The organism is Massilia sp. YIM B02769, assembly GCF_030411995.1.
Lineage (GTDB): Bacteria > Pseudomonadota > Gammaproteobacteria > Burkholderiales > Burkholderiaceae_D > Telluria.
Genome location: NZ_JASNRC010000019.1, coordinates 45,445 through 64,206 on the forward strand (window position 1 = coordinate 45,445; position 18,762 = coordinate 64,206).

The 18,762-nt window shown below is 63.2% G+C and carries 14 protein-coding genes; 5 read left to right on the forward strand and 9 right to left on the reverse strand.

Going from position 1 to position 18,762, the window contains the following annotated elements; all coding sequences use genetic code 11:
* Nucleotides 1-202: 202 nt before the first annotated feature.
* From QPK31_RS24330 to QPK31_RS24350, 5 genes are all read left to right on the forward strand, one after another.
* Nucleotides 203-1,087 (forward strand): sulfurtransferase, encoded by an 885-nt coding sequence (locus QPK31_RS24330; protein ID WP_290425476.1) that lies wholly within the window; start codon nucleotides 203-205, stop codon nucleotides 1,085-1,087.
* Between the two features lie 176 nt (nucleotides 1,088-1,263).
* Entirely contained in the window at nucleotides 1,264-2,064 is an 801-nt protein-coding gene (locus QPK31_RS24335; protein ID WP_290425477.1) for an ABC transporter permease, read from the forward strand.
* Nucleotides 2,064-3,284, forward strand: coding sequence for an ABC transporter ATP-binding protein (locus QPK31_RS24340; protein ID WP_290425478.1), 1,221 nt, complete (start codon nucleotides 2,064-2,066; stop codon nucleotides 3,282-3,284). Before QPK31_RS24335 ends, QPK31_RS24340 begins: the two co-directional genes overlap by 1 nt.
* Nucleotides 3,281-5,098: a bifunctional 2-polyprenyl-6-hydroxyphenol methylase/3-demethylubiquinol 3-O-methyltransferase UbiG gene (locus QPK31_RS24345; protein ID WP_290425479.1), complete on the forward strand. Its 1,818-nt coding sequence runs from the start codon at nucleotides 3,281-3,283 to the stop codon at nucleotides 5,096-5,098. The genes QPK31_RS24340 and QPK31_RS24345 overlap by 4 nt, the downstream gene beginning before the upstream one ends.
* A gap of 10 nt (nucleotides 5,099-5,108) precedes the next feature.
* Nucleotides 5,109-8,270 (forward strand): glycosyltransferase, encoded by a 3,162-nt coding sequence (locus QPK31_RS24350; RefSeq protein ID WP_290425480.1) that lies wholly within the window; start codon nucleotides 5,109-5,111, stop codon nucleotides 8,268-8,270.
* Nucleotides 8,271-8,292: 22 nt separating this feature from the next.
* Here the strand turns inward: QPK31_RS24350 and QPK31_RS24355 are convergent, their stop codons facing one another.
* From QPK31_RS24355 to QPK31_RS24395, 9 genes are read right to left on the reverse strand one after another with little or no spacing between them, the layout of a single operon-like run.
* Nucleotides 8,293-9,702 (reverse strand): hypothetical protein, encoded by a 1,410-nt coding sequence (locus tag QPK31_RS24355; RefSeq protein ID WP_290425481.1) that lies wholly within the window; start codon nucleotides 9,700-9,702, stop codon nucleotides 8,293-8,295.
* Between the two features lie 57 nt (nucleotides 9,703-9,759).
* Nucleotides 9,760-11,469, reverse strand: coding sequence for a hypothetical protein (locus QPK31_RS24360; RefSeq protein ID WP_290425482.1), 1,710 nt, complete (start codon nucleotides 11,467-11,469; stop codon nucleotides 9,760-9,762).
* Between the two features lie 14 nt (nucleotides 11,470-11,483).
* Complete coding sequence (locus tag QPK31_RS24365) at nucleotides 11,484-12,506, reverse strand: class II aldolase/adducin family protein (protein WP_290425483.1); 1,023 nt, start codon at nucleotides 12,504-12,506, stop codon at nucleotides 11,484-11,486.
* Nucleotides 12,503-13,255, reverse strand: a complete 753-nt coding sequence (locus tag QPK31_RS24370) for an HAD family hydrolase (RefSeq protein WP_290425484.1) — start codon at nucleotides 13,253-13,255, stop codon at nucleotides 12,503-12,505. Before QPK31_RS24370 ends, QPK31_RS24365 begins: the two co-directional genes overlap by 4 nt.
* Nucleotides 13,249-15,294 carry a uridine kinase gene (locus QPK31_RS24375; protein ID WP_290425485.1) on the reverse strand — a complete coding sequence of 682 codons (2,046 nt, stop codon included), beginning with the start codon at nucleotides 15,292-15,294 and terminating at the stop codon, nucleotides 13,249-13,251. Before QPK31_RS24375 ends, QPK31_RS24370 begins: the two co-directional genes overlap by 7 nt.
* A complete protein-coding gene (locus tag QPK31_RS24380; protein WP_290425486.1) occupies nucleotides 15,291-15,893 on the reverse strand; it encodes a phosphatidylinositol-specific phospholipase C/glycerophosphodiester phosphodiesterase family protein in 603 nt (200 codons plus the stop codon). The genes QPK31_RS24375 and QPK31_RS24380 overlap by 4 nt, the downstream gene beginning before the upstream one ends.
* The gene (locus QPK31_RS24385) at nucleotides 15,890-16,585 is read right to left on the reverse strand and encodes a glycosyltransferase family 2 protein (protein WP_290425487.1); all 696 of its coding nucleotides are present in this window, start codon (nucleotides 16,583-16,585) and stop codon (nucleotides 15,890-15,892) included. The genes QPK31_RS24380 and QPK31_RS24385 overlap by 4 nt, the downstream gene beginning before the upstream one ends.
* Nucleotides 16,582-16,986: a GtrA family protein gene (locus QPK31_RS24390; RefSeq protein WP_290425488.1), complete on the reverse strand. Its 405-nt coding sequence runs from the start codon at nucleotides 16,984-16,986 to the stop codon at nucleotides 16,582-16,584. The genes QPK31_RS24385 and QPK31_RS24390 overlap by 4 nt, the downstream gene beginning before the upstream one ends.
* Nucleotides 16,983-18,668 carry an NTP transferase domain-containing protein gene (locus QPK31_RS24395; RefSeq protein ID WP_290425489.1) on the reverse strand — a complete coding sequence of 562 codons (1,686 nt, stop codon included), beginning with the start codon at nucleotides 18,666-18,668 and terminating at the stop codon, nucleotides 16,983-16,985. Before QPK31_RS24395 ends, QPK31_RS24390 begins: the two co-directional genes overlap by 4 nt.
* Nucleotides 18,669-18,762: the final 94 nt, after the last annotated feature.

The following is an 18,762-nucleotide window of genomic DNA, read 5'->3' on the forward strand; positions in this document are numbered from 1 at the left end:
TAATTTCCCATAAGCACGTTTCATGCCAGAAAAAAATTTCTTTTCAAAACAATTGCTTGTTTAAAATTCGAAACCCTTCCTTGACATCAGTGTAAGAAATTCCGACATTGACGCCACAGCAGCCTCATCAACCCTTTCCATCGTCGGAGAGCTTCGATCGACCTGCTCTATAATGACGGCCTGTCTTTTGTCCTCTCATGCCATGTCTCCCGCAACCAACTACGTCAACATCGCCGCCTACAAATTCGTCACTCTCGATAACTTGGACGAATTACGCGGCCTATACCAGTCCCTGTGCAACGAACTAGGCCTCAAGGGCACGGTATTATTGACGCCCGAAGGCATCAACATGTTTGTTTCCGGTCTGCGCGAACAGATCGACCGCTATCTCGACTGGGTGCGCAGCGATGCTCGCCTGGCCGATCTCGAGTGGAAGGAAAGCCTTTCGAACGAACAGTCACACAAGCGCATGCTGGTCAAGATCAAGAAAGAGATCATCACCATGCGCATGCCGCTGATCAGGCCCGAGCTCGGCCGCGCGCCGTCGGTGGAAGCGGCCACACTCAAGCGCTGGCTCGACCAGGGCCACGACGACAAGGGCAAGCCGGTGGTGATGGTCGATACCCGCAACGACTTCGAAGTCGATGTCGGCACCTTCGACAATACCGTCGACTACCGCATCAAGAAGTTCACCGAATTTCCGGAAGTGATCGCAGCCCACAAGGATGACTTCGCCGGCAAGACCGTGGTCACTTTCTGCACCGGCGGCATTCGCTGCGAAAAGGCGGCCATTCACATGCAGAACATCGGCTATGACAATGTCTACCAGCTTGAAGGCGGCATCCTCAAGTATTTCGAGGAAGTCGGCGGCGCCCACTACACCGGCGACTGCTTCGTGTTCGACTACCGTACCGCTTTGAACCCGAAACTGGAGCCGACCGAAACCGTGCAGTGCTTCGCCTGCCGCGCGGTGGTGACCCCGCGCCAGCAACTGGCGCCGGAATACGTATACGGTGTGTCGTGTCCGCATTGCGCACCAGCCGTTGTCCAGGGTGGCGCGCCGGAACGTACGGCAGAGCTGCCATGATATAATCTTGTTTTTCTGTCCAGACGGACCGGGGCGAGTGCACGCATCAGGCCTGCCGGCAGCCACCGCTCCGGCAGCCAGCGGCCGCATATGCAAGCTTTGATGTCCTCCTCATCCCATTGCGCATGGCGTGAATCTTCCGCCATGCGTTTCCCATCGCCGCGCGGAGCTGGCGAATGATTTCCCTTCCAATGCTGAGCGGCGTGTGGCGCTATCGCGGATTCATCGGCGGCAGTGTCAGGCGCGAATTCCAGGTCAAGTACCGCAACTCGCTGCTGGGTGCGACCTGGACCATCCTCAACCCCTTGTCGATGATCATCGTCTATACGGTGGTGTTCTCGCAGGTCATGGGCAGCAGGATGAACGGCTTGACTGGCCCTTTTGCCTATGGCGTCTACCTGTGCGCAGGCACCCTTACCTGGAGCCTGTTCGCCGAGATCACCAGCCGGAGCCAGTCGGTGTTCATCGAACATGCCAACCTCATCAAGAAACTCCAGTTCCCGCGCCTGTGCCTGCCGGTGATTGTCGTGCTCAACGCGCTCGTCAATTTCGGCATCGTCTTCGGCCTGTTCACGGCATTCCTCGTGCTGTCCGATAATTTTCCTGGATGGGTGTTCCTCGCCATCGTCCCTGTCCTGCTGCTGCAGATCCTGTTTTCGATCGGCCTGGGCATGATCCTCGGCGTGCTGAACGTCTTCTTCCGCGATGTCGGCCAGTTCTTTACGATCCTGCTCCAGTTCTGGTTCTGGTTCACGCCCGTGGTCTATCCGGTCAGCGCCCTTCCCGCGCAAGTGCGCGACTGGCTGGAATTCAATCCGATGCTGGCGCCGATCACGGCTTACCAGCAAATCATCGTATATGGCCGGATGCCCGACTGGCAGGCCCTGCTGCCCTTCGGCCTGCTCGGCGTGATCTTCTGCATCCTGGGTATCAAGCTGTTCCGCAAGCGTGCGGGCGAAATGGTGGATGAGCTGTAATGGGTACGATCCGCGTCAACAAGCTGGGCAAGGCCTACAAGCAATACGGTTCGCGCTGGTCGCGTTTCGCCGAATGGACGCTGCCTTTCCTGGGGATGCGCCATCGCCTGAAATGGGTCATCGAGGACATCAGTTTCCAACTGGCGCCCGGCGAGGCGGTCGGCATCATCGGTACCAACGGCGCCGGCAAGAGCACCTTGCTCAAGCTGATCACAGGCACCACCCAGCCCACCAGCGGCAGCGTGCAGATGACCGGCCGGGTCGCGGCCCTGCTGGAACTGGGCATGGGTTTCCACCCCGATTTCACCGGACGCCAGAATGCCTACATGGCCGGGCAGCTGATCGGCCTGGGCATCGACGACATCACTGCGCTGATGCCCGAGATCGAGGCGTTCGCCGACATCGGCGACTACATCGACCAGCCGGTGCGCGTGTATTCCTCAGGCATGCAGATGCGCCTGGCCTTCAGCGTCGCCACGGCCAGGCGGCCGGACATCCTGATCGTCGACGAAGCCCTGTCGGTGGGCGACGCCTACTTCCAGCACAAGAGCTTCGAGCGCATCCGCGAGTACCGCAAGCTTGGCACCACGCTGCTGATCGTCAGCCATGACCGCGCTGCGATCCAGTCGATCTGCGACCGCGCCATCCTGCTCGACGGCGGCCGCCTGGCCAAGCAGGGACGGCCCGAGGAAGTCATGGACTATTACAACGCGATGCTGGCCGAGCGCGGCAATGAAACCGTCGTTCAGAGCGCAACGGCCGATGGCCGCACGCAGACCAGCTCGGGCACCGGCGAAGCCACGGTCACCGATATCTGGCTCGAGAACGAGGTCGGCGAACAGGTCGAGATGGTCAACGTCGGCGCCCCGGTGACGCTGCACGTGCGTGCGCGAGTCAACGCGGCGCTGCCGAAACTCGTGCTCGGCTACCTGATCAAGGACCGCCTGGGCCAGGACATGTACGGCACCAACACCTACCACATGGAACAGGTCCTGACCGACTTGCGCGCCGGCGAAGAGGTCGTGTTCCGCTTCGCCTTCCCGCTCAACCTCGGTCCCGGCAGCTATTCGATCACTACCGCCCTGACCAGCACCGATACGCACCTGGCCGACAACTACGAGTGGCGTGACCTTGCCTTCCTCTTTATCGTCATGAACATGAATCGCAAGCTGTTTGTTGGATCTAACTGGATCGAACCAAGCGTCGAGGTCCTTCGATGAGCGACAATTTCTATCGCGCCTTCGAAGAGCGCTACCGCGGCTCGCGCGAGCTGATCAAGGGTCGACTGGAAGCCTATACCCCCTTCGTCGCACCGCTGGCGGCACTGTACCCGGGAGCTGCGGCGCTCGACCTCGGCTGCGGACGCGGCGAATGGCTCGAACTGATGACCGAGAACGGCTTCGCGGCCAGCGGCGTCGATCTCGACGAAGGCATGCTGGCGGCCTGTCGCGAACGCGGCCTGAACGTGGAAACGGCTGACGCCCTGAGCAGCCTGCGCAGTCACGCCAACGCCAGCGTGGCGCTGGTGTCGGCCTTCCACCTGGTCGAGCACCTGCCGTTCGACGAGGTGCAGTGCCTCATTGCGGAAGCGCGCCGCGTGCTGTTGCCGGGCGGCCTGCTGATTATGGAAACGCCGAATCCGGAAAACCTGGTCGTCGGCACCAGCAGCTTCTATCTCGACCCCTCGCACGTCAAGCCGATTCCACCGCTGCTGCTCGACTTCATGGTCGAATACGCGGCGTTTCCACGCCATGCGGTGGTGCGCCTGCACGGCGCAGAGTTGGAACAAGACCAGCAGGAACTCGGACTACGGGATGTGTTCGAAAAGGTCAGCGCGGATTACGGCATCGTGGCGCAGAAAGCCGGCGACCAGGCCCTGACGGCGCTGTTCGATGCGCCTTTTGCGGCCGGGTACGGCGTCACGCTCGATGAAATGGCGGCGCGCTTTGATCATCATCAAGCCAGCTTGCGCGCTGCAGACCGCGAGGCCCTGGCTGCGCTCCAGGCTAGCGTGGCGGGACTTTCCGGGCCAGCCGGCGAGACCGGCAGCGTCCAGGCGGAACTGGCCGCACTGCGGGCGCATGCGCAGGAACAGGAGAATCTGGTTGCTGCGCTGGCAGCATCCCTGCAGAGCCTGAGTGAACAGGCTGATCAACGCCTTGCCGCTTTCGAAGAGGCCAACAATGAATTGTGGAAGCATGCGCTGCCCAGCCTGGTAGACCGCATGCAGGGTATCGACATGCGCATCGACGAATTGCGCACCACATCGTCGCAGCAGGTGCAGACGCTTGAACTGGGTCTGGCGCAGCGTATCGAACAACTCGACCAGCGCCTGAACCAGCATGGCGAGCAGATCGAGCAGCGCATCGAGCAACTCGACCAGCGCCATGAACGCCGGGTCAGCGCTGCCGAAGAGCGCAGGATGCACAACAATCGCCTCGACAGCCGGCGTTTCGACGAGCTTGAACAGCGCGTAGCGCGGTCCGACCGGCGCCTGGCATCGCTGCCGCAGCAGCGCCTGCAAGATACCGAGCGACTGCTGGCGCAATCGCGCGAGCATTTGCAGCAAGCCGAGGAGCGTGTCCAGCAACTCGAAGGCCAGATCAGCGCAATGCTCGGGAGCAGCTCCTGGCGCGTCACCGCACCGGGACGCCTGGTCGGCGGATTGGTGCGGCGTGCGGTCTCCGCGGCGCGCGAGGGCCGTATCAGGAGCGGGCTGCGCCGCAGGGTCGCCACCCTGGTGCTCGGCGCACCCGGTGCGGATACGACACGCGGGGTACGGGGCTGGCTGCGCCGCACCAAGAACAGCACTTGGGCACGCCGGATCGCACTCCCCCTGCTCAAACGCTTCCCGCAACTTCGGGCACCGCTGATCCGCTTGATGGAAGGCGGCAGCCTGCACGCTGCGCAGCCTGCCGGCGACGTGATCCTGCCCGACTGGGATGGGCCTCTCCCTGCCGAGTACTTGCAGATGACTCCCTTGACCCGCAAGATCCTGCTTGACCTTGCCCGTGCCAACTCCTCCAATCAATAAACCCGACTTCATGCGCATCGCCATCGATCTCCAGTCTTGCCAGAACGCCGATACGGTCCTTGCCCGCGATACGCTAGCGCTAGTGCAATACATGCTGCGCCATGCAGGCGGTCACACGATCTATCTCGCATTCAGCAACCAGTTCCCGGCTCGCATAGAGATGCTGCGCAATGCTTTTCGCGATCTGTTGCCCGCCCGGCAGGTGGTGGTTTACGATACGCCCAGCCCGGATGGCACAAACAGGGTGCAAAGTACGATTGAACTGATCAGGCATAACTTCTTCGCAAGCCTGGGCGCCGACGCCGTGTTCGCGCCGGCCCTGTTCGACCATGCCATCGATACCGTGGGCGCGGTCTCCCCTTCCGGCGGCGCGTTCTTGAGTGCGGTTAGCGTATGCGATCCGGCCACCCTTGCGCCGGTACACGGCTCGACACCGGCGCGCATGGATTCATACGCGCGCCAGCAAGCCAGCCTGCAACATGCCGCACTGGTCTTTGCCGGCTCGGCGCAGATCGGCAGCGCATTGCGCGACAGCGGCGTCGATCCAGAGCGGGTAGTCGAAATCGCTGCGACGCAGGACCAGGCTGCAATCCAGATACTCGATGCACTCGAACAGTGCTGGCGCCGGCGCGAGACGCCCGCACAGCCTGAAGGGCGGCCGTCCCTGGCCTATGTGTCGCCGCTGCCGCCTCAGCAATCCGGCATCGCCGATTACAGCGCCGAACTCGTTGCCGAGCTGGCCAGCTATTACGACGTGCATCTCATCGTGCCCGACACGCTCGAATTCGAACCCGAACTGAGCGCCCAGTTCCCCGTCCACACGACGAGCTGGTTCGACGGGCATGCGCATCGCTTCGAGCGGATCCTCTATCATTTCGGAAATTCCGACGTGCACCAGTTCATGTTCGGTATGCTCGAGCGCCATCCAGGCATTGTCGTCTTGCATGACTTTTTCCTGAGTAATGTCATCGACAACATGGAGTTGCATAACGGCGTCGAGCACGCATTCAGCAATGCCCTGTTCTATTCGCATGGCTATAGCGCCATCGCCGAAAAGGCGGTCCAGGGGCGGAATGCGGCCATCTGGAAATACCCCGCCAACAAGGCCGTGCTCGACGCGGCGACCGGCATCATCGTGCATTCCCGGTTTTCGATCGAACTGGCCGAGACCTGGTACGGTATCAATGACAGCATGCGCTGGCGCGTCCTGCCGCTGATGCGCGGCGAAGCGGCCAGCAACGCCGTCAGCCGGGAAGCCGCACGCGACAAGCTCGGTTTCGGCGAGACGGATTTCGTCATCTGCAGCTTCGGTATGCTCGGCAGTTCCAAACTCAATGACAAGCTGCTGTCTGCTTTCCTGGCCATGCCGCGCACGTCGTCCCAGCGCTGCCATCTGGTTTATGTCGGCGCAGACGACCCCTCCGAATTCGGCATTGCCCTGCATGCACAGATCGAGGCGAGCGGCCTGGCCGACTTCGTCAGCGTCACCGGATTCGTCAGCGCCCAGACCTACCACAGCTACCTGCAAGCAGCCGACCTCGCGGTCCAGCTGCGGGGGCAGACCCGCGGTGAGACCTCGGCTTCGGTACTCGACTGCCTGTTGCATGGCGTGGCCACCATCGTGAATGCGAACGGGGCCAATGCCAGCCTGCCCGACGATGTCGTCTGCCTACTCCCCGACCAGTTCGCCCAAGCGGACCTCGTCGCGGCCATGACGCGCCTGCACGACGACGCTGCGATGCGCAGCGAACTTGCACGGCGCGGCAAGGCCCATGTACACGAGCACCATGCACCGGCGCGGGTCGGCACCCAGTATGTCACGGCAATCGAGGCGTTCACCCGCAACAGCCCGGAAGCGCACTATCGCGCCTTGCTGCGTGGGATGCAGCGCATCGGCGCACCGAGCGATCCCCGCCACTACGAGCTGGTCAATGCGGCCAAGTCGATCGCGGCAAACCAGCCTGCGCGGCTGCCGCCGCAACTGTTCATCGATATTTCGGCAGTCGCACAGTTCGACCTGAAGACTGGTATCCAGCGGGTCGTCCGCAGTATCCTGCTGGCACTGATCGGCTCTCCGCCCCCAGGCTATCGTATCGAGCCGGTCTATGGCGACGGCGGCAACCGGCGCTATCGCTATGCGCGCAACTTCACCCTGGGCCTGATCGGCGAAGCGAATCCGGGGCTGGAGGACGCGCCGATCGAGTACCACGCGGGCGATATCTTCCTCGGACTCGACCTGGTAGCCGATTGCACTTCGCAGAATGAAACCCTGCTGACCGATATGCGCAATCGTGGGGTGCAGGTGCTGTTCGTCGTCTACGATATCCTGCCTTTGCTGCTGCCGAATGCTTTTCCATATGGAACGGAAGCGAACTTCCGCGAATATATCGAGACCATCACCCGTATTTCCGACGGCCTCGTCTGTATTTCGCAGGCGGTCGCGGACGAACTGGCCGACTGGATCGGTGCACATGCGGCGCCGCGCCGCTCCCCGCTTCAGCTGGGCTACTTCCATCTCGGCGCCGATATCTCCGCCAGTGTGCCATCCACGGGTCTCCCGCCGAACGCGGACCAGGTCTTTGCCGCCATCGCGCAGCGCCCAACCATCCTGATGGTGGGCACCGTCGAGCCGCGCAAGGGACACGAGCAGGCGCTGGCGGCCTTCGAGCTGCTGTGGTCGCGTAACGTGGAAGTCAACCTGGTCATCGTCGGCAAGCCAGGCTGGCTGGTCGAACCACTCATCAAGAAGCTGAACAGCCATCGCGAACTGAACGGGCGCCTGTTCTGGCTGGCCGGCGCCTCCGACGAAATGCTCACCAGGCTCTACGAATCGGCATCCGGCTTGCTGGCAGCCTCGATCGGCGAAGGCTTCGGCCTGCCGCTTATCGAAGCGGCCCAGCACAAGCTGCCGATCATTGCACGCGACATCCCGGTGTTCCGCGAAGTGAGCAAGGAACATGCCTTCTATTTCGAGGGCACTACCGGCGCCGCGCTGGCTACTGCGGTGGAAGAATGGCTACGCCTGTTCGCTGCCGGCGCCGCTCCGCTCTCCGAGGCGATGCCATGGCTGAGCTGGGCGGACAGCGCCCGCGAACTGATGGGCAGCGTGGCCGACGGGAAGTGGTATCGGACCGTGGGCGCGCCGTCGACCAGCCAGCAACTCACGTCTTGACAAGCGCCGGTGGCGCGCCGTATCAGGGCGACGCAGCCGTCGTCTTGCGCCTCGTGAAGATGAGCACGCCATCGCAGGTCGCGTGCAGGTAGCCGGGTTCCGGCCAGGGACCGGATGCCATGCGCCTGCCAACGAGCATGCGCGTGCCGACCAGGCGTACGTCGGCCTGGTCGGCTTCGGGGCCAGGCGTGACATACACGGGCACATCGCGCTGCAGGGTCAAGCCGAATTCCGCAAGGTTATAGACCGATGTGGGCTTGAGTTCGTCGAGGTTCTGGTTGACGCAGGCAAGGATATCATCGCGCTTGCCGAGGATACGGATGTGCTCGAAGCGCTGGTAGGCCTGGTCGACGATCGAAGGCAACTGCTGCATGCCGTTCCATAGCGCAGCCAGGTACAGGAGCCCGTACCACGGCACCACGCCGTTCGACATCGCGTCGCACCGGCGCGAGAATGCATAGGCCAGGATCGGAAAATAAGCGATCCAGTACCAGCCATAGGCACTGGCGCTGTTGATACTCATTAGCATGAAGACGGAGCCAGTGACGGCAGCACCGACGAACATGCGCCAGTCCCGTACGAGGGTACCGAGGGCGATCAAGGCGAGCGGCACCGGCATCAGGCTGAAGCGCAGGACGCCGCCGGAAAAGATCGCATCCCACTCCCATCGATATGCCAGCAGTGAGACCTCGGCCTGCGCCAGCAAGGATCCTGTCCCCAGATGCGAAGGTTGCTTACCCAGCTCGGTAATGATGATCCAGATCGGCGGGCATAACGCAAACAGCGCCACCAGGAACACCGCCGCCAGGCGCGGCGCCTGGCGCAGCTTTTGCCGCCAGTCCTGGTCCTGCCTCAGCAGATACGCCACCGCGAAAAAAATAACAGCAGGCAATGCGCTGATCTTCAATGCCACGGCAGCGGCCAGGGCGATTGCTGTACCGACCAGGCGGCCGCGGTCGAACAGATACAGCGCCAGCGCCACCACGAACATGATCGGGATTTCTGGCGCGATGAGCTTTCCTCCCCACCAGGCAATCGGCATCGAAATCCAGACCAGGAACACCGCGGTGCACATGCGCGCGCCGGGAATGGTTCGCATGAGCAGCCAAGGCGTCATGACGAACATCCCCAGCATGACGACACGAGCGACGTAAGCCGAACCCGCCAGTTTCAGCCCGATCCAGAACAGCGAGCCGTACAGGGCCGGCGGTGCAGCGCCGACCACGTCCCCGAGCGGAACGCCCCGAGCCAGCACTATGAAGTCGATCTCGTCGTGCACCAGGGCGTCCGCATGGAGGAACACATAGGCGCTGTACGCAGCCCAGACCAGGAAAATCGGCAAGGGCACGCCGGACACGAAAGGACTGAGGCGCCGCCACCAGGCCGGGACATCACCGGCCTGGTGCAAGTTCATGGAATGGGTATCGGACATGGTCGCAGGCATGGGACCGCAGCGGCTTGCAGGACGCCGCGGCCGGAGTGGAAAGGATCAGCGTTCGATCGCCAGCGGCAGGCCCGCTCCGACCTTCGGATTCGCCTGGTAGAACCAGGCGCAGCCTTCCTGGACAGGGCTCAGCCTGAGCGTCAGCCCGGCGCGCGGCGGTACCGGCGTCACGACGTCGACGTCGACCGTATGGCCAGGCTCGACCGCCCTGGGCAAGGCCGAACGGATACCGTCGACCACGGTCGCTCCCTTGGCATCGTTCCAGTGGTAGCTCATGAACACGCTGCCGAAACCGGTCGAGGACACGAAGGGATGCTGGCCGGTATTCGTGAGCGCGACATTCACGACGATCTGGTCGCCGCCACCGAACAGGGCGCCCCACGGGGTCGTCTTGATCAGGGTGATGCGGTTGACCTTGACGTCCGCCTCATACGTGCCGAAGCATTCGAAACGGCGGGTTTCGGTGAGCGCTGACATGCGGGTGAACTTGTCGATGTTGCCTGGCGAAGCAAATACGCGCTGGCCGAGGTTGCCCGACGACGTATGCAGCAAGGCCAGCACGAGCAGGCCGTACAGCAGCCGCTTCAGCGTCCCGCCGGTGCCGGTCAGAGCAACCAGCAGCGGAATCAGGAAGAAGAACACAGCGACGGCCTTGAAATAGCCGCTGAAGTGGCCGGTGACGGTCGGTCCGAAACAGGCGTACAGCAGCGCGAACAGGGCGAGCGAGGCGGCCACGCCATGGACGACGGGCCGCAGCGGACCTTGCGGCAAGCGGATGGTGTTTGCGGCGGTACGCAAGGCTGCGACCAGCACCAGCAGGAAGAACGCCAGGCTGAAAAACTCGAAGCTGCCCAGGCGCAGCCGGCCACCGTCGCTCGCCGGGTGCAGCGCCACGTTCATGCTCTGGGCCCAGGCCGCCAGGGGCAGGCCGAGGATGCCGTGGGCCTGCGACGACGGGCTGGCGCCAAAATGCCTGGTGACATACACGTTCCAGGCGACGGCCACGATGCCCGGGATCAGCAGCAGGACATAGCGCTTGCCGATCAGCTGTTCCGACAAACGCCGGGCCACGCCGGGGCCCTTCAGCGACGACAGGATGACGAAGCCGAGGATGGCGGACGGGAACAGCGCATACACTTCGCGCGACAGCGCGGCGAAGGCGAACGGAATGAAGGACCACCCTACCCGGTTGGTAAACACGAGGAACAGGGCCAGGATCAGGAAGGCATCGGCGGCCGCATCAGGCAGCGCGTTGAACAATGTCAGCTGGGTGCCGACGCTGAACGACCACAGCAGCATCCATGCCGGATGCGCGCCGTAGCGCTGCAGCAGACGCGCGCCGGCCAGGGTGGCAGCGAAGACCAGGGCCAGGTAGCTGACGAAGAAGGTCGTGGGCGATACCCAGTCGCGGCCGGTCACCTTTGCCACGATCGCGGCATACAGCGACAGGCCGATGCGCTGGTAGCGGTAGGACGGCGCATCGATGTGCTTCGCCGTATCCTTGACTCCCAGGATGTCGTTCGACATGTAGAAGTAGAACTGGCCATCCCAGCCGCTTTCCTTCGGCCCGTAGAGCGGCGTCAGGCCGTGCGCCCGCATGTCCTCGGGCATGCCGAACATCTCGCTCGGCAGGATATGGTTGTCGATGTTGCCTTTGAGCGTACGCGCGTTATAAAAACTGAACAGGACGAGGGTCACGCTCAGGAAAACGAATCCAACCGCCAGGCTGGCTCGCCACTTCTCCCAGATTTTCATGGCTTTCCTACGTATTATTGTTTCGAGAGGCTCATGCGATACCGCTCGGCATCCCAGTCGAGCAACTCGCCGATCTCGGCCGTACCCAGGGCCAGGACCCGTCCGTGACCGGTCTGGCGCACCAGTACGTCGAAGTAGCAGCGCAGCTGGACCTGCTTGGCCGTGCTGAAGCCGGGGCGCGCGAAGACGCCGGCGCCGCGCACGAAGACCAGTTCGGGGAGCGCCTGCTCCTGTGCCAGCGCCGCTTCGAGTGCGGCCGGGCTGTCGGCCAGGTAGGGAAAGGCCCCCAGGAAGACGACGTGATCCGGATACAGCGCCCACTGCGAAGACAGGCGCTCGAACAGCACGGGGTCGGTGGCCAGGCGCTGGACGCCGGCATCGGGCACCGGCTCGTAGACCGTTCCTCCCGCCTCGATCGGCGCGGCGGGAACGGCTGCCGTAGCGCCCGGGGCCGGTTGCGTGCGCAGGGCGGCGACCAGCTCGTCAAGCATGGCCGTGACGGCGGCGGGAGAGTCGGCGCCGATGACCACCCCGTGGTTCTGCAGGAACACCACGCTCGCGCCGCTGCCGGTAAGCGCTTCGCTCACCGCGCGCGCCAGGTCGGCGCCGGGCTTACGGTAAGGCACCGCGACCCAGGAAATCGAGGCCGGCAAGGCCTGCTCGAATCCGGCCACGAAGTCGGCGTCGACCAGGTGTGCCAGGACCTCGACCGCGTGCAAGTGGACGACCACCGGTTGCGGCATCAAGGCGTGCAGCAGGGTTTCGATCGACGGACGCAGTGCCGATTCGCCGCGCACCACCGGCTTGACGTCGAACTGTCCCGCGGCCACGGCCGCGCGCAGCTGCGCCAGTTCGACCGGCACGAAGATATCCTTCTCGGCGGCGTCGGCCAGCCAGGTGCCGGATGCCTTGATCCATAGGGTATCGCCGTCCTTCCACGAGACGTTGCCGCCCGCGCCCTGTACCAGCAGCGGTTCCTTGCCGGCCGCGGCGCAGAAAGCGACGACGGCGTCGCGCATGGTTTGGTCTCCGTTCACGTCGTTCCTCCCAGGCGCGCGATCAGGCTGCGCAGTTCGCCGAATTCGCCGAAGCTCGCATGGGGCGCATTCTCCCCGGTGCCGAGTGGCGTGCCTTCATGGACTTTCTGCAGCGTGACGGCATTGATGGTCTCGCGGCCGCCACGGATATCGTTGACCGGATTATCGCCGATCATCCAGATGCAGTCGCCTTTCGGACGCATCTTTTCCAGCGCGATCTCGAATGGCGCCGCATGCGGCTTGTCGTAGCCGGCTTCCTCGCTGGTGACGATGAAGTCGAAATAATGGTCCAGCCCGAAATACACCACCTTGCGGAACTGGATCTGCGCGGTCAGATCGGTGACGATCGCGGTCGGGATGCCCAGCAGGCGCAGGTCGTCGAGCAGTTCCTTGACCTCGTCGAACAGGATCGCGTTGCTGAGGAAGGTACGCCAGTAGGTCTGCTCGAAATCGAGCGCCAGCAGCACCTGCGAGCCGAGGCCCATGATCTCGAGCATGCGCTGCAGGTAGAGCAGGCGGCTGTGCGAGGACGCGGTGTGCTTCAGGCGCGTCTTGACCTGGTCGCGCGCTTCCTTGAAGGCGGTGTCGAACTGCTCGGGCTTGATCGAGAAGCGCGCCACCACCTTGTCGCGCACCGCCGCGTAGGCGGCGGCATGGGCCGGATTGTAGGGATACAGCGTGTTGTCGGTGTCGAACAGGATGGCGTCGGGCAGACGGTCGAAGCGTTCGGGCGAATAAACTTTTACCATATGAATCGTTTTGTAAGGGCTTGATTAATGTGGGACAAGGTGACGAGCTGCATCAACCCCATGACGCCGTCTTTCCATTCCGGCTGCAAGTCGAGGAACTCGAAGATGCGCGGCGAAATCATGCGCGCCGCCATCTCGATGTCCTGGGCGCTGGTTTCGCCTTCGATCGCCAGTTCCACCTCGTAGCCGTCGGCGCTGACCTGCATGTCGACGTGCAGGCCGCAGATGCCGACCAGCACACGCGTCAGCGACAATTCGTTCAGGCCGTGGCGCGAACGCACCACCAGCTTGAAGCGCAGCTCGGACTTGCCCTTCATCGTGTCGAGCATGCGCGGATGGATCGGCTGCAGCGACAACACCAGGTCGGCGTGGCTGGCCTGGGGGCGGATGAAGCGCGCCGAATCCGGCTCGCGCCGCTCGAACGAGGTCAGTACTTTTTCCAGCGTATGGCCTCGCTTGTTGACGTCGCGCTCGATCTTGAAATGGCGGCGCAGGCTCTCGTCGATGTCGAGGTACACGCTCAGGTTGTAGCACTGGCGCAAGATCGGCAGGTAGAGCGCATGCAGGCCGCTGGCAATAATGAAGTCATTGCTGTGCGTGACGAACGGACGGCTCATGCGCCCCGTTGTGTGGTTGTAGTGGCGTGCATTGATCGGCTTGCCGTCGGTCAGGGTCACCAGGTCATTGGCAAAGCCTTCGAGGTCGTTCGCCATCGGGTTCAGGTGGGTCATCACCTGCCACATCGGCTTCTGGCGGTCCCACAGGTGGTAGTCGTCACCCGACAGAGTCGTTACCGAATGGCCGCCGAAGAGGCCCTTGATCGCATCCGAGAACGTGTCCTTGCCCGCGCCCGAATCCCCGGCCACGCCGATCACGAAGGGTTTGCGGCTGAGGCGGAAGTAGTCATTGTGGCTGACCGTCTCGCGCCAGATGCGCACTGCCAGTACCACGCCGGTGGCGACCATGGCCGTATGCACCAGCGAGCTCACCAGCAGCAGGCCGGGCAATGCGTCGGCGCCGCCGTTCCAGCCATCGACCTGGGGCAGCACGCCATGGTTCAGCAGCAGGCTGCTGAACACATACAGCACGGAGAAGCCGGTGGTCAGCACGATGCCGATGCGGTCGGTCGAGGCCTGGTAAGCCACCAGCAGCGGCAGCACCCAGATGAACCAGCCCGGCGACGCCGGCGTCAGCAGGACCACGAGCAGGAAGGCGATACCCATCATCGCCGTGAACAGCTCGAAGTTCAGGCGGCGGATGCGCCAGGCCGCGTACAGCATCAGCAGGTAGACGAAAGGCACCAGGTAGATCAGCGAACCGCCGTCGAGGTTGAAGGCGAGCCGGTAGACCTTGCCCATTTCCGGATTCGTGAACAGCATGGCGACGCCTGCCCCCGAGAACAGGAAAGGCAGGAGCACCAGCACCGCGCCGGCCGCCAGGCCCTTGGCGAAGAAACGCAGGTGCTGGCGCAGGGCGCGGTTATGCAGCAGGTAGATCAGGAAGAACGGCAACGCGATCACCATGCTCAGCTTGGCCGAGATGGCAGCCACGGCCGTTGCTCCCGCCCAGCTCAGGCGCGCGCGGCGCACGAAATACAGCGATAGGGTCAGCAGCAACACCGGCACCAGGTCGTTGAAGCCGAAGACATAGCTGGCCACGATGACGATCGGCGACAGCCAGTAGATCGCCAGCAGCAGGCGCTCGGAAGCATTCAGCAGGCGTTGCAGAAGCAGCATCAGGCCAAAATCGGCCGCGATCAGGGTGGCGCCATAGCCAAAGGCCAACGGCATGCCAAGCAGTTTGCAGACGAGTGTGAATGGCAGGAAGACCAGCCACATCACATAGCCGTAGGGAAAGGCCGCAGGCGTACCGCCTCCGGCCAGCCATACGCCCCAGGGATCGAGGCTCAGCTGCGAAGTGCTGGCATCGAGGAAAGGCACATACCAATTGCTGACCGGGGCCGGCAGCACGGCCCATACCAGCAGGATGCGGATGGCCAGGCCAAGCAGGAAAAGCGGATTCAGGACAGTCTTTTTCATGCTGATGCCACGTGCTCCCACAGGTCGGGCCGCTTGGTGCAGACCGCGTCGGCCACGATGCCGCGTTCGGCAAGCAGGGCGATCAGTTGCGGAATCTCGCTATCGGCCGGGCGTCCCTGCAATTCCGGCGATACCAGGCACAGTTTGAAGCCGGCGGACTGCAGGCGCGCGGCGTCGGTACCGCTCAGCGGGAAGTGCGTGAAGCAGTCGACCCAGACCCAGTCGACCTTGCCGGCCAGGGTCAGCGCGGTATCGATCGACTCGAATTCCGAGACCCGCACCGCGCAGCGGTGCTCGCCCGCCTTCGACCACTTCACCAGGAAGGGGAAGGACTGGTCGAGGAAGAACCAGTCGGCGATGCCGTGCTGTTTCATCAGGGCGATCAGGCGTGCTTCGAGCCCCTCTTCCTTGACGTTCAGGATGAGCGTACCGTGGCGGTAGCCGGCAATCCAGTCATCGAAGGATTCGCCGGCAGCGAACGCATCGTGGTGGATGATGAGCTTTTCGCCGCAACTGCGGATGTCGACTTCGACGCCGTACTGCGTCGGGGTCGCCGCCAGCTCCGAGCGCAGGTTGCGCCGGTGGGAAATCAGTTTCATTGCTTTACGTTCCTTCTCAATTGCAGGCTGAAATCAACGGTACGCTTGATGAACTTGCGCTTGGCCGCCCAGTTCACGTTCCAGTGCGACACGCCGTGGGCGCGGTCGCCGAAATGCACGGGGAAGCGATGCACGGCCAGCCCCTGGCGGCGTGCTTCGTAGTAGGCGTAGAGATCGAGCGAAAAATCGTGCGGTGGGTTCGACCAAGTGGCGAAGAATTCGCGCGTGAACATGGTTGGCTGGGCATTGATATCCCAGAACGGCTTGCCCAGCAAAACGGTCTCGAACACGCTCATGCCCAGGGTGAAGACGACGTCCGATAGCGGCCGCCCATAGCGGCGCCCCTTGACGAAGGAGCGCGCGCCATGGCTTGCGAACAGTTCCAGCCCTCGCAGGGCGTCCTGGGGGTCGGTCTGCATGTCGGCGTGAGTCCAGCCGAGGATCTCGCCGCGCGCGGCGCGCAGGCCGCTCAGGATGCCGAAGCCGTAGCCCTGGTTCTGCTCCACGCGCACGCTGCGGCAACCCGGATAGGCGGGCAGCAGCCGTGCCAGCACCTGCGGGCTGTCGTCGGTGGAACCGTTGTCGACCAGGATGACTTCGGTGTCGGCACCGGCGACGCCCTTGCAGCGTTCGAGCAGCAGCGGCAGGTTGGCCGCCTCGTTATAACAAGGGATGACCAGCGAAAATCTCACGATGCCTCCGGTTGGGTGTGAGCCCGGAACACGAACAGCTTCATGCCCAGGAAGTTGAGACAGGTCGACACGCCGGTTGCGGCCAGGAAGGCCAGCTGGACGGCATGATCGAAGCCGCCGGCCATGCGCAGCACGGCGCCGTTCACGGCCACGTTCGCGCCCAGAGTGACGGCGTACAGCAAGGCGAAGCGCCAGGCACTGCCGGGGCGATGCGGGCGGCTGCCGAAAGTCCAGGCGCGGTTCGCGAAATAGGCGAAGGCCGTCCCGATCAGGAAGCCCGCCGCCTTGGCCCCACCGACCGGCACCAGCGCGCTCCACAGGAGCGCGCGGTAGGACAGGAAGTCGATGAGAACGGTAAGCGAGCCGACTATCAGGAAAACCTTGAGCTCGCGGCGTATCATGCGCGCGCGCCAGGCAGGGCTGGCACCATGGCCTGGTAGCGTGCTTCCAGTTCCGGCAGGGCCTGCGCCGGAATACGGCCATCGCGCTCGAGGCGGTAGGGATGGCTGTTCCACTTGTGGAAGCAGGACTGCCAGTACTCGAAGGTGCGCAGGTCGTTCGGCGTGCCCCAGGACAGCAGGTTGTCGACTTCGAACAGCTGGCAATTCATGCCCAGCTCGATCGCGTCGTTGACGCAGGAATCCAGGTAGAACTCGCCGTTCACGCGGCCATTGCGGGCGATCAGGCGCTCGATGACCTTGCGCGCATCGGCGCCGCGGCGGAAGGTGAAGATGCCGATCACGATCGGGTCGGTTGCCGGGTTTGCCAGCGGCTGCTTGACCGAGATGCGCTCGATGCGGCCGTCCGTCGCGTCGATCCAGCCGAACATCTGCGGATGGCGCACGGCGTTCGCCAGGCCGCGCGCGCCCCAGACGATCAGGTCGACGTCGGGACGCTCGCTCAGCAGGCGGAAAGCGGCCAGGTCGTACAGCTGGCCGTTGTCGCAGGCGCCGAAGGTGACCGGGCCCGCCTCGGCGCCGTCCAGCGCACGCTCCAGCGACGCCAGGCCGATCAGGGCGGTGCACGCCTGCCCTTCGGTCACGGCCGGAATGGTGTCGACGATGGCATCCGGATACAGCTGGCGCAATTCGTCGCTGACGGTCTCGAAGCCCGGCATGTCGGCGCGCAGCACGAACACGTGCTGTTGCGCGGGCGGCAGGTCATGCGTGGCCTGCGCGACCATCGAACGGCCGGACACGGGGATCAGGGGCTTGGTGACGGTATAGCCTTCGTTGGCGAAGCGCTGGCCCAGGCCGGCCATCGGCACCACCAGCGCGCCGGCGGCAGGCCCGGCAGGCGCGGCCGGCTCGGCCAGGCGGCGGAAGGCCGAGGACCAGCCATTGTATTCGGCCACGTCGTCCGGTGTTCCCCATTGCATGAAATGCTCGAGCGGGTACACGGCGACCGACTTGCCTTCGGCCAGCAGCGGCTTGTAAGCCAGGCTGACATAATATTCGCCGCCCACCTGGATATTCTGCTCCATGGTCTTACGGAACATGTCGCTCATCAAGGCGCCCGAGGCGAAGTAATAGGTGCCGCTGGAGGCATATTCCTCCATCCGGTTATTCGTATAGGGCTGCTTTTCCTGGATATCCTCGACCCAGCCGCCGGTTTCGCGCATGTACGCATAATTCGTGCTGCCCAGGGTATGCGGGTGGAATCCCTTGTATGCCGGCAGTGCGCCATCGCAGTGAGTGGCGGCAACGAATGCCTTGAAATGGTTCCAGTCCCAGTAGCAGGTAAAATCGCAGTAATTGACGACCACCGGGCGCGCAGGATCGATCAGGTGCTCGACCTGGCGCACGGCATGAATGGGGCCGAGCTTGTGCGGTGCGATGCCGACCACACGACCGGTCGGGCAATATTGCGCAAGAATGTCCGCCATCCGGTATTCCGGATTCGACAAATGATCCTGGTTACAAATGAAAATAAAATCATGCTCGCCCGGGAACATGTCGATCACGTGGGCGATGATGGGTTTGCCGTCGATCTCGATCAATGGCTTGGGAACAGCATAGCCGGCACGGCGAAAACGTTCGCCGAAGCCGGACATTGGAATCACAATCTGCAAGTCAGCACCCATTTTTCTCAGGCAGTGGAACAAATGACCTGGGCATTCCACCCAAAGCGGCCAAAAAGATAACATTTTAGTCTACAGTACTAAAAGCGTCATTTTT

Excerpts from the sequence above, each read along its gene's own strand:
- QPK31_RS24330 (WP_290425476.1), top strand. The coding sequence starts at position 203 with ATGTCTCCCGCAACCAACTACGTCAACATCGCCGCCTACAAATTCGTC.
- QPK31_RS24335 (WP_290425477.1), top strand. The coding sequence starts at position 1,264 with ATGATTTCCCTTCCAATGCTGAGCGGCGTGTGGCGCTATCGCGGATTC.
- QPK31_RS24340 (WP_290425478.1), top strand. The coding sequence starts at position 2,064 with ATGGGTACGATCCGCGTCAACAAGCTGGGCAAGGCCTACAAGCAATAC.
- QPK31_RS24345 (WP_290425479.1), top strand. The coding sequence starts at position 3,281 with ATGAGCGACAATTTCTATCGCGCCTTCGAAGAGCGCTACCGCGGCTCG.
- QPK31_RS24350 (WP_290425480.1), top strand. The coding sequence starts at position 5,109 with ATGCGCATCGCCATCGATCTCCAGTCTTGCCAGAACGCCGATACGGTC.
- QPK31_RS24355 (WP_290425481.1), bottom strand. The coding sequence starts at position 9,702 with ATGTCCGATACCCATTCCATGAACTTGCACCAGGCCGGTGATGTCCCG.
- QPK31_RS24360 (WP_290425482.1), bottom strand. The coding sequence starts at position 11,469 with ATGAAAATCTGGGAGAAGTGGCGAGCCAGCCTGGCGGTTGGATTCGTT.
- QPK31_RS24370 (WP_290425484.1), bottom strand. The coding sequence starts at position 13,255 with ATGGTAAAAGTTTATTCGCCCGAACGCTTCGACCGTCTGCCCGACGCC.
- QPK31_RS24375 (WP_290425485.1), bottom strand. The coding sequence starts at position 15,294 with ATGAAAAAGACTGTCCTGAATCCGCTTTTCCTGCTTGGCCTGGCCATC.
- QPK31_RS24380 (WP_290425486.1), bottom strand. The coding sequence starts at position 15,893 with ATGAAACTGATTTCCCACCGGCGCAACCTGCGCTCGGAGCTGGCGGCG.
- QPK31_RS24390 (WP_290425488.1), bottom strand. The coding sequence starts at position 16,986 with ATGATACGCCGCGAGCTCAAGGTTTTCCTGATAGTCGGCTCGCTTACC.
- QPK31_RS24395 (WP_290425489.1), bottom strand. The coding sequence starts at position 18,668 with ATGGGTGCTGACTTGCAGATTGTGATTCCAATGTCCGGCTTCGGCGAA.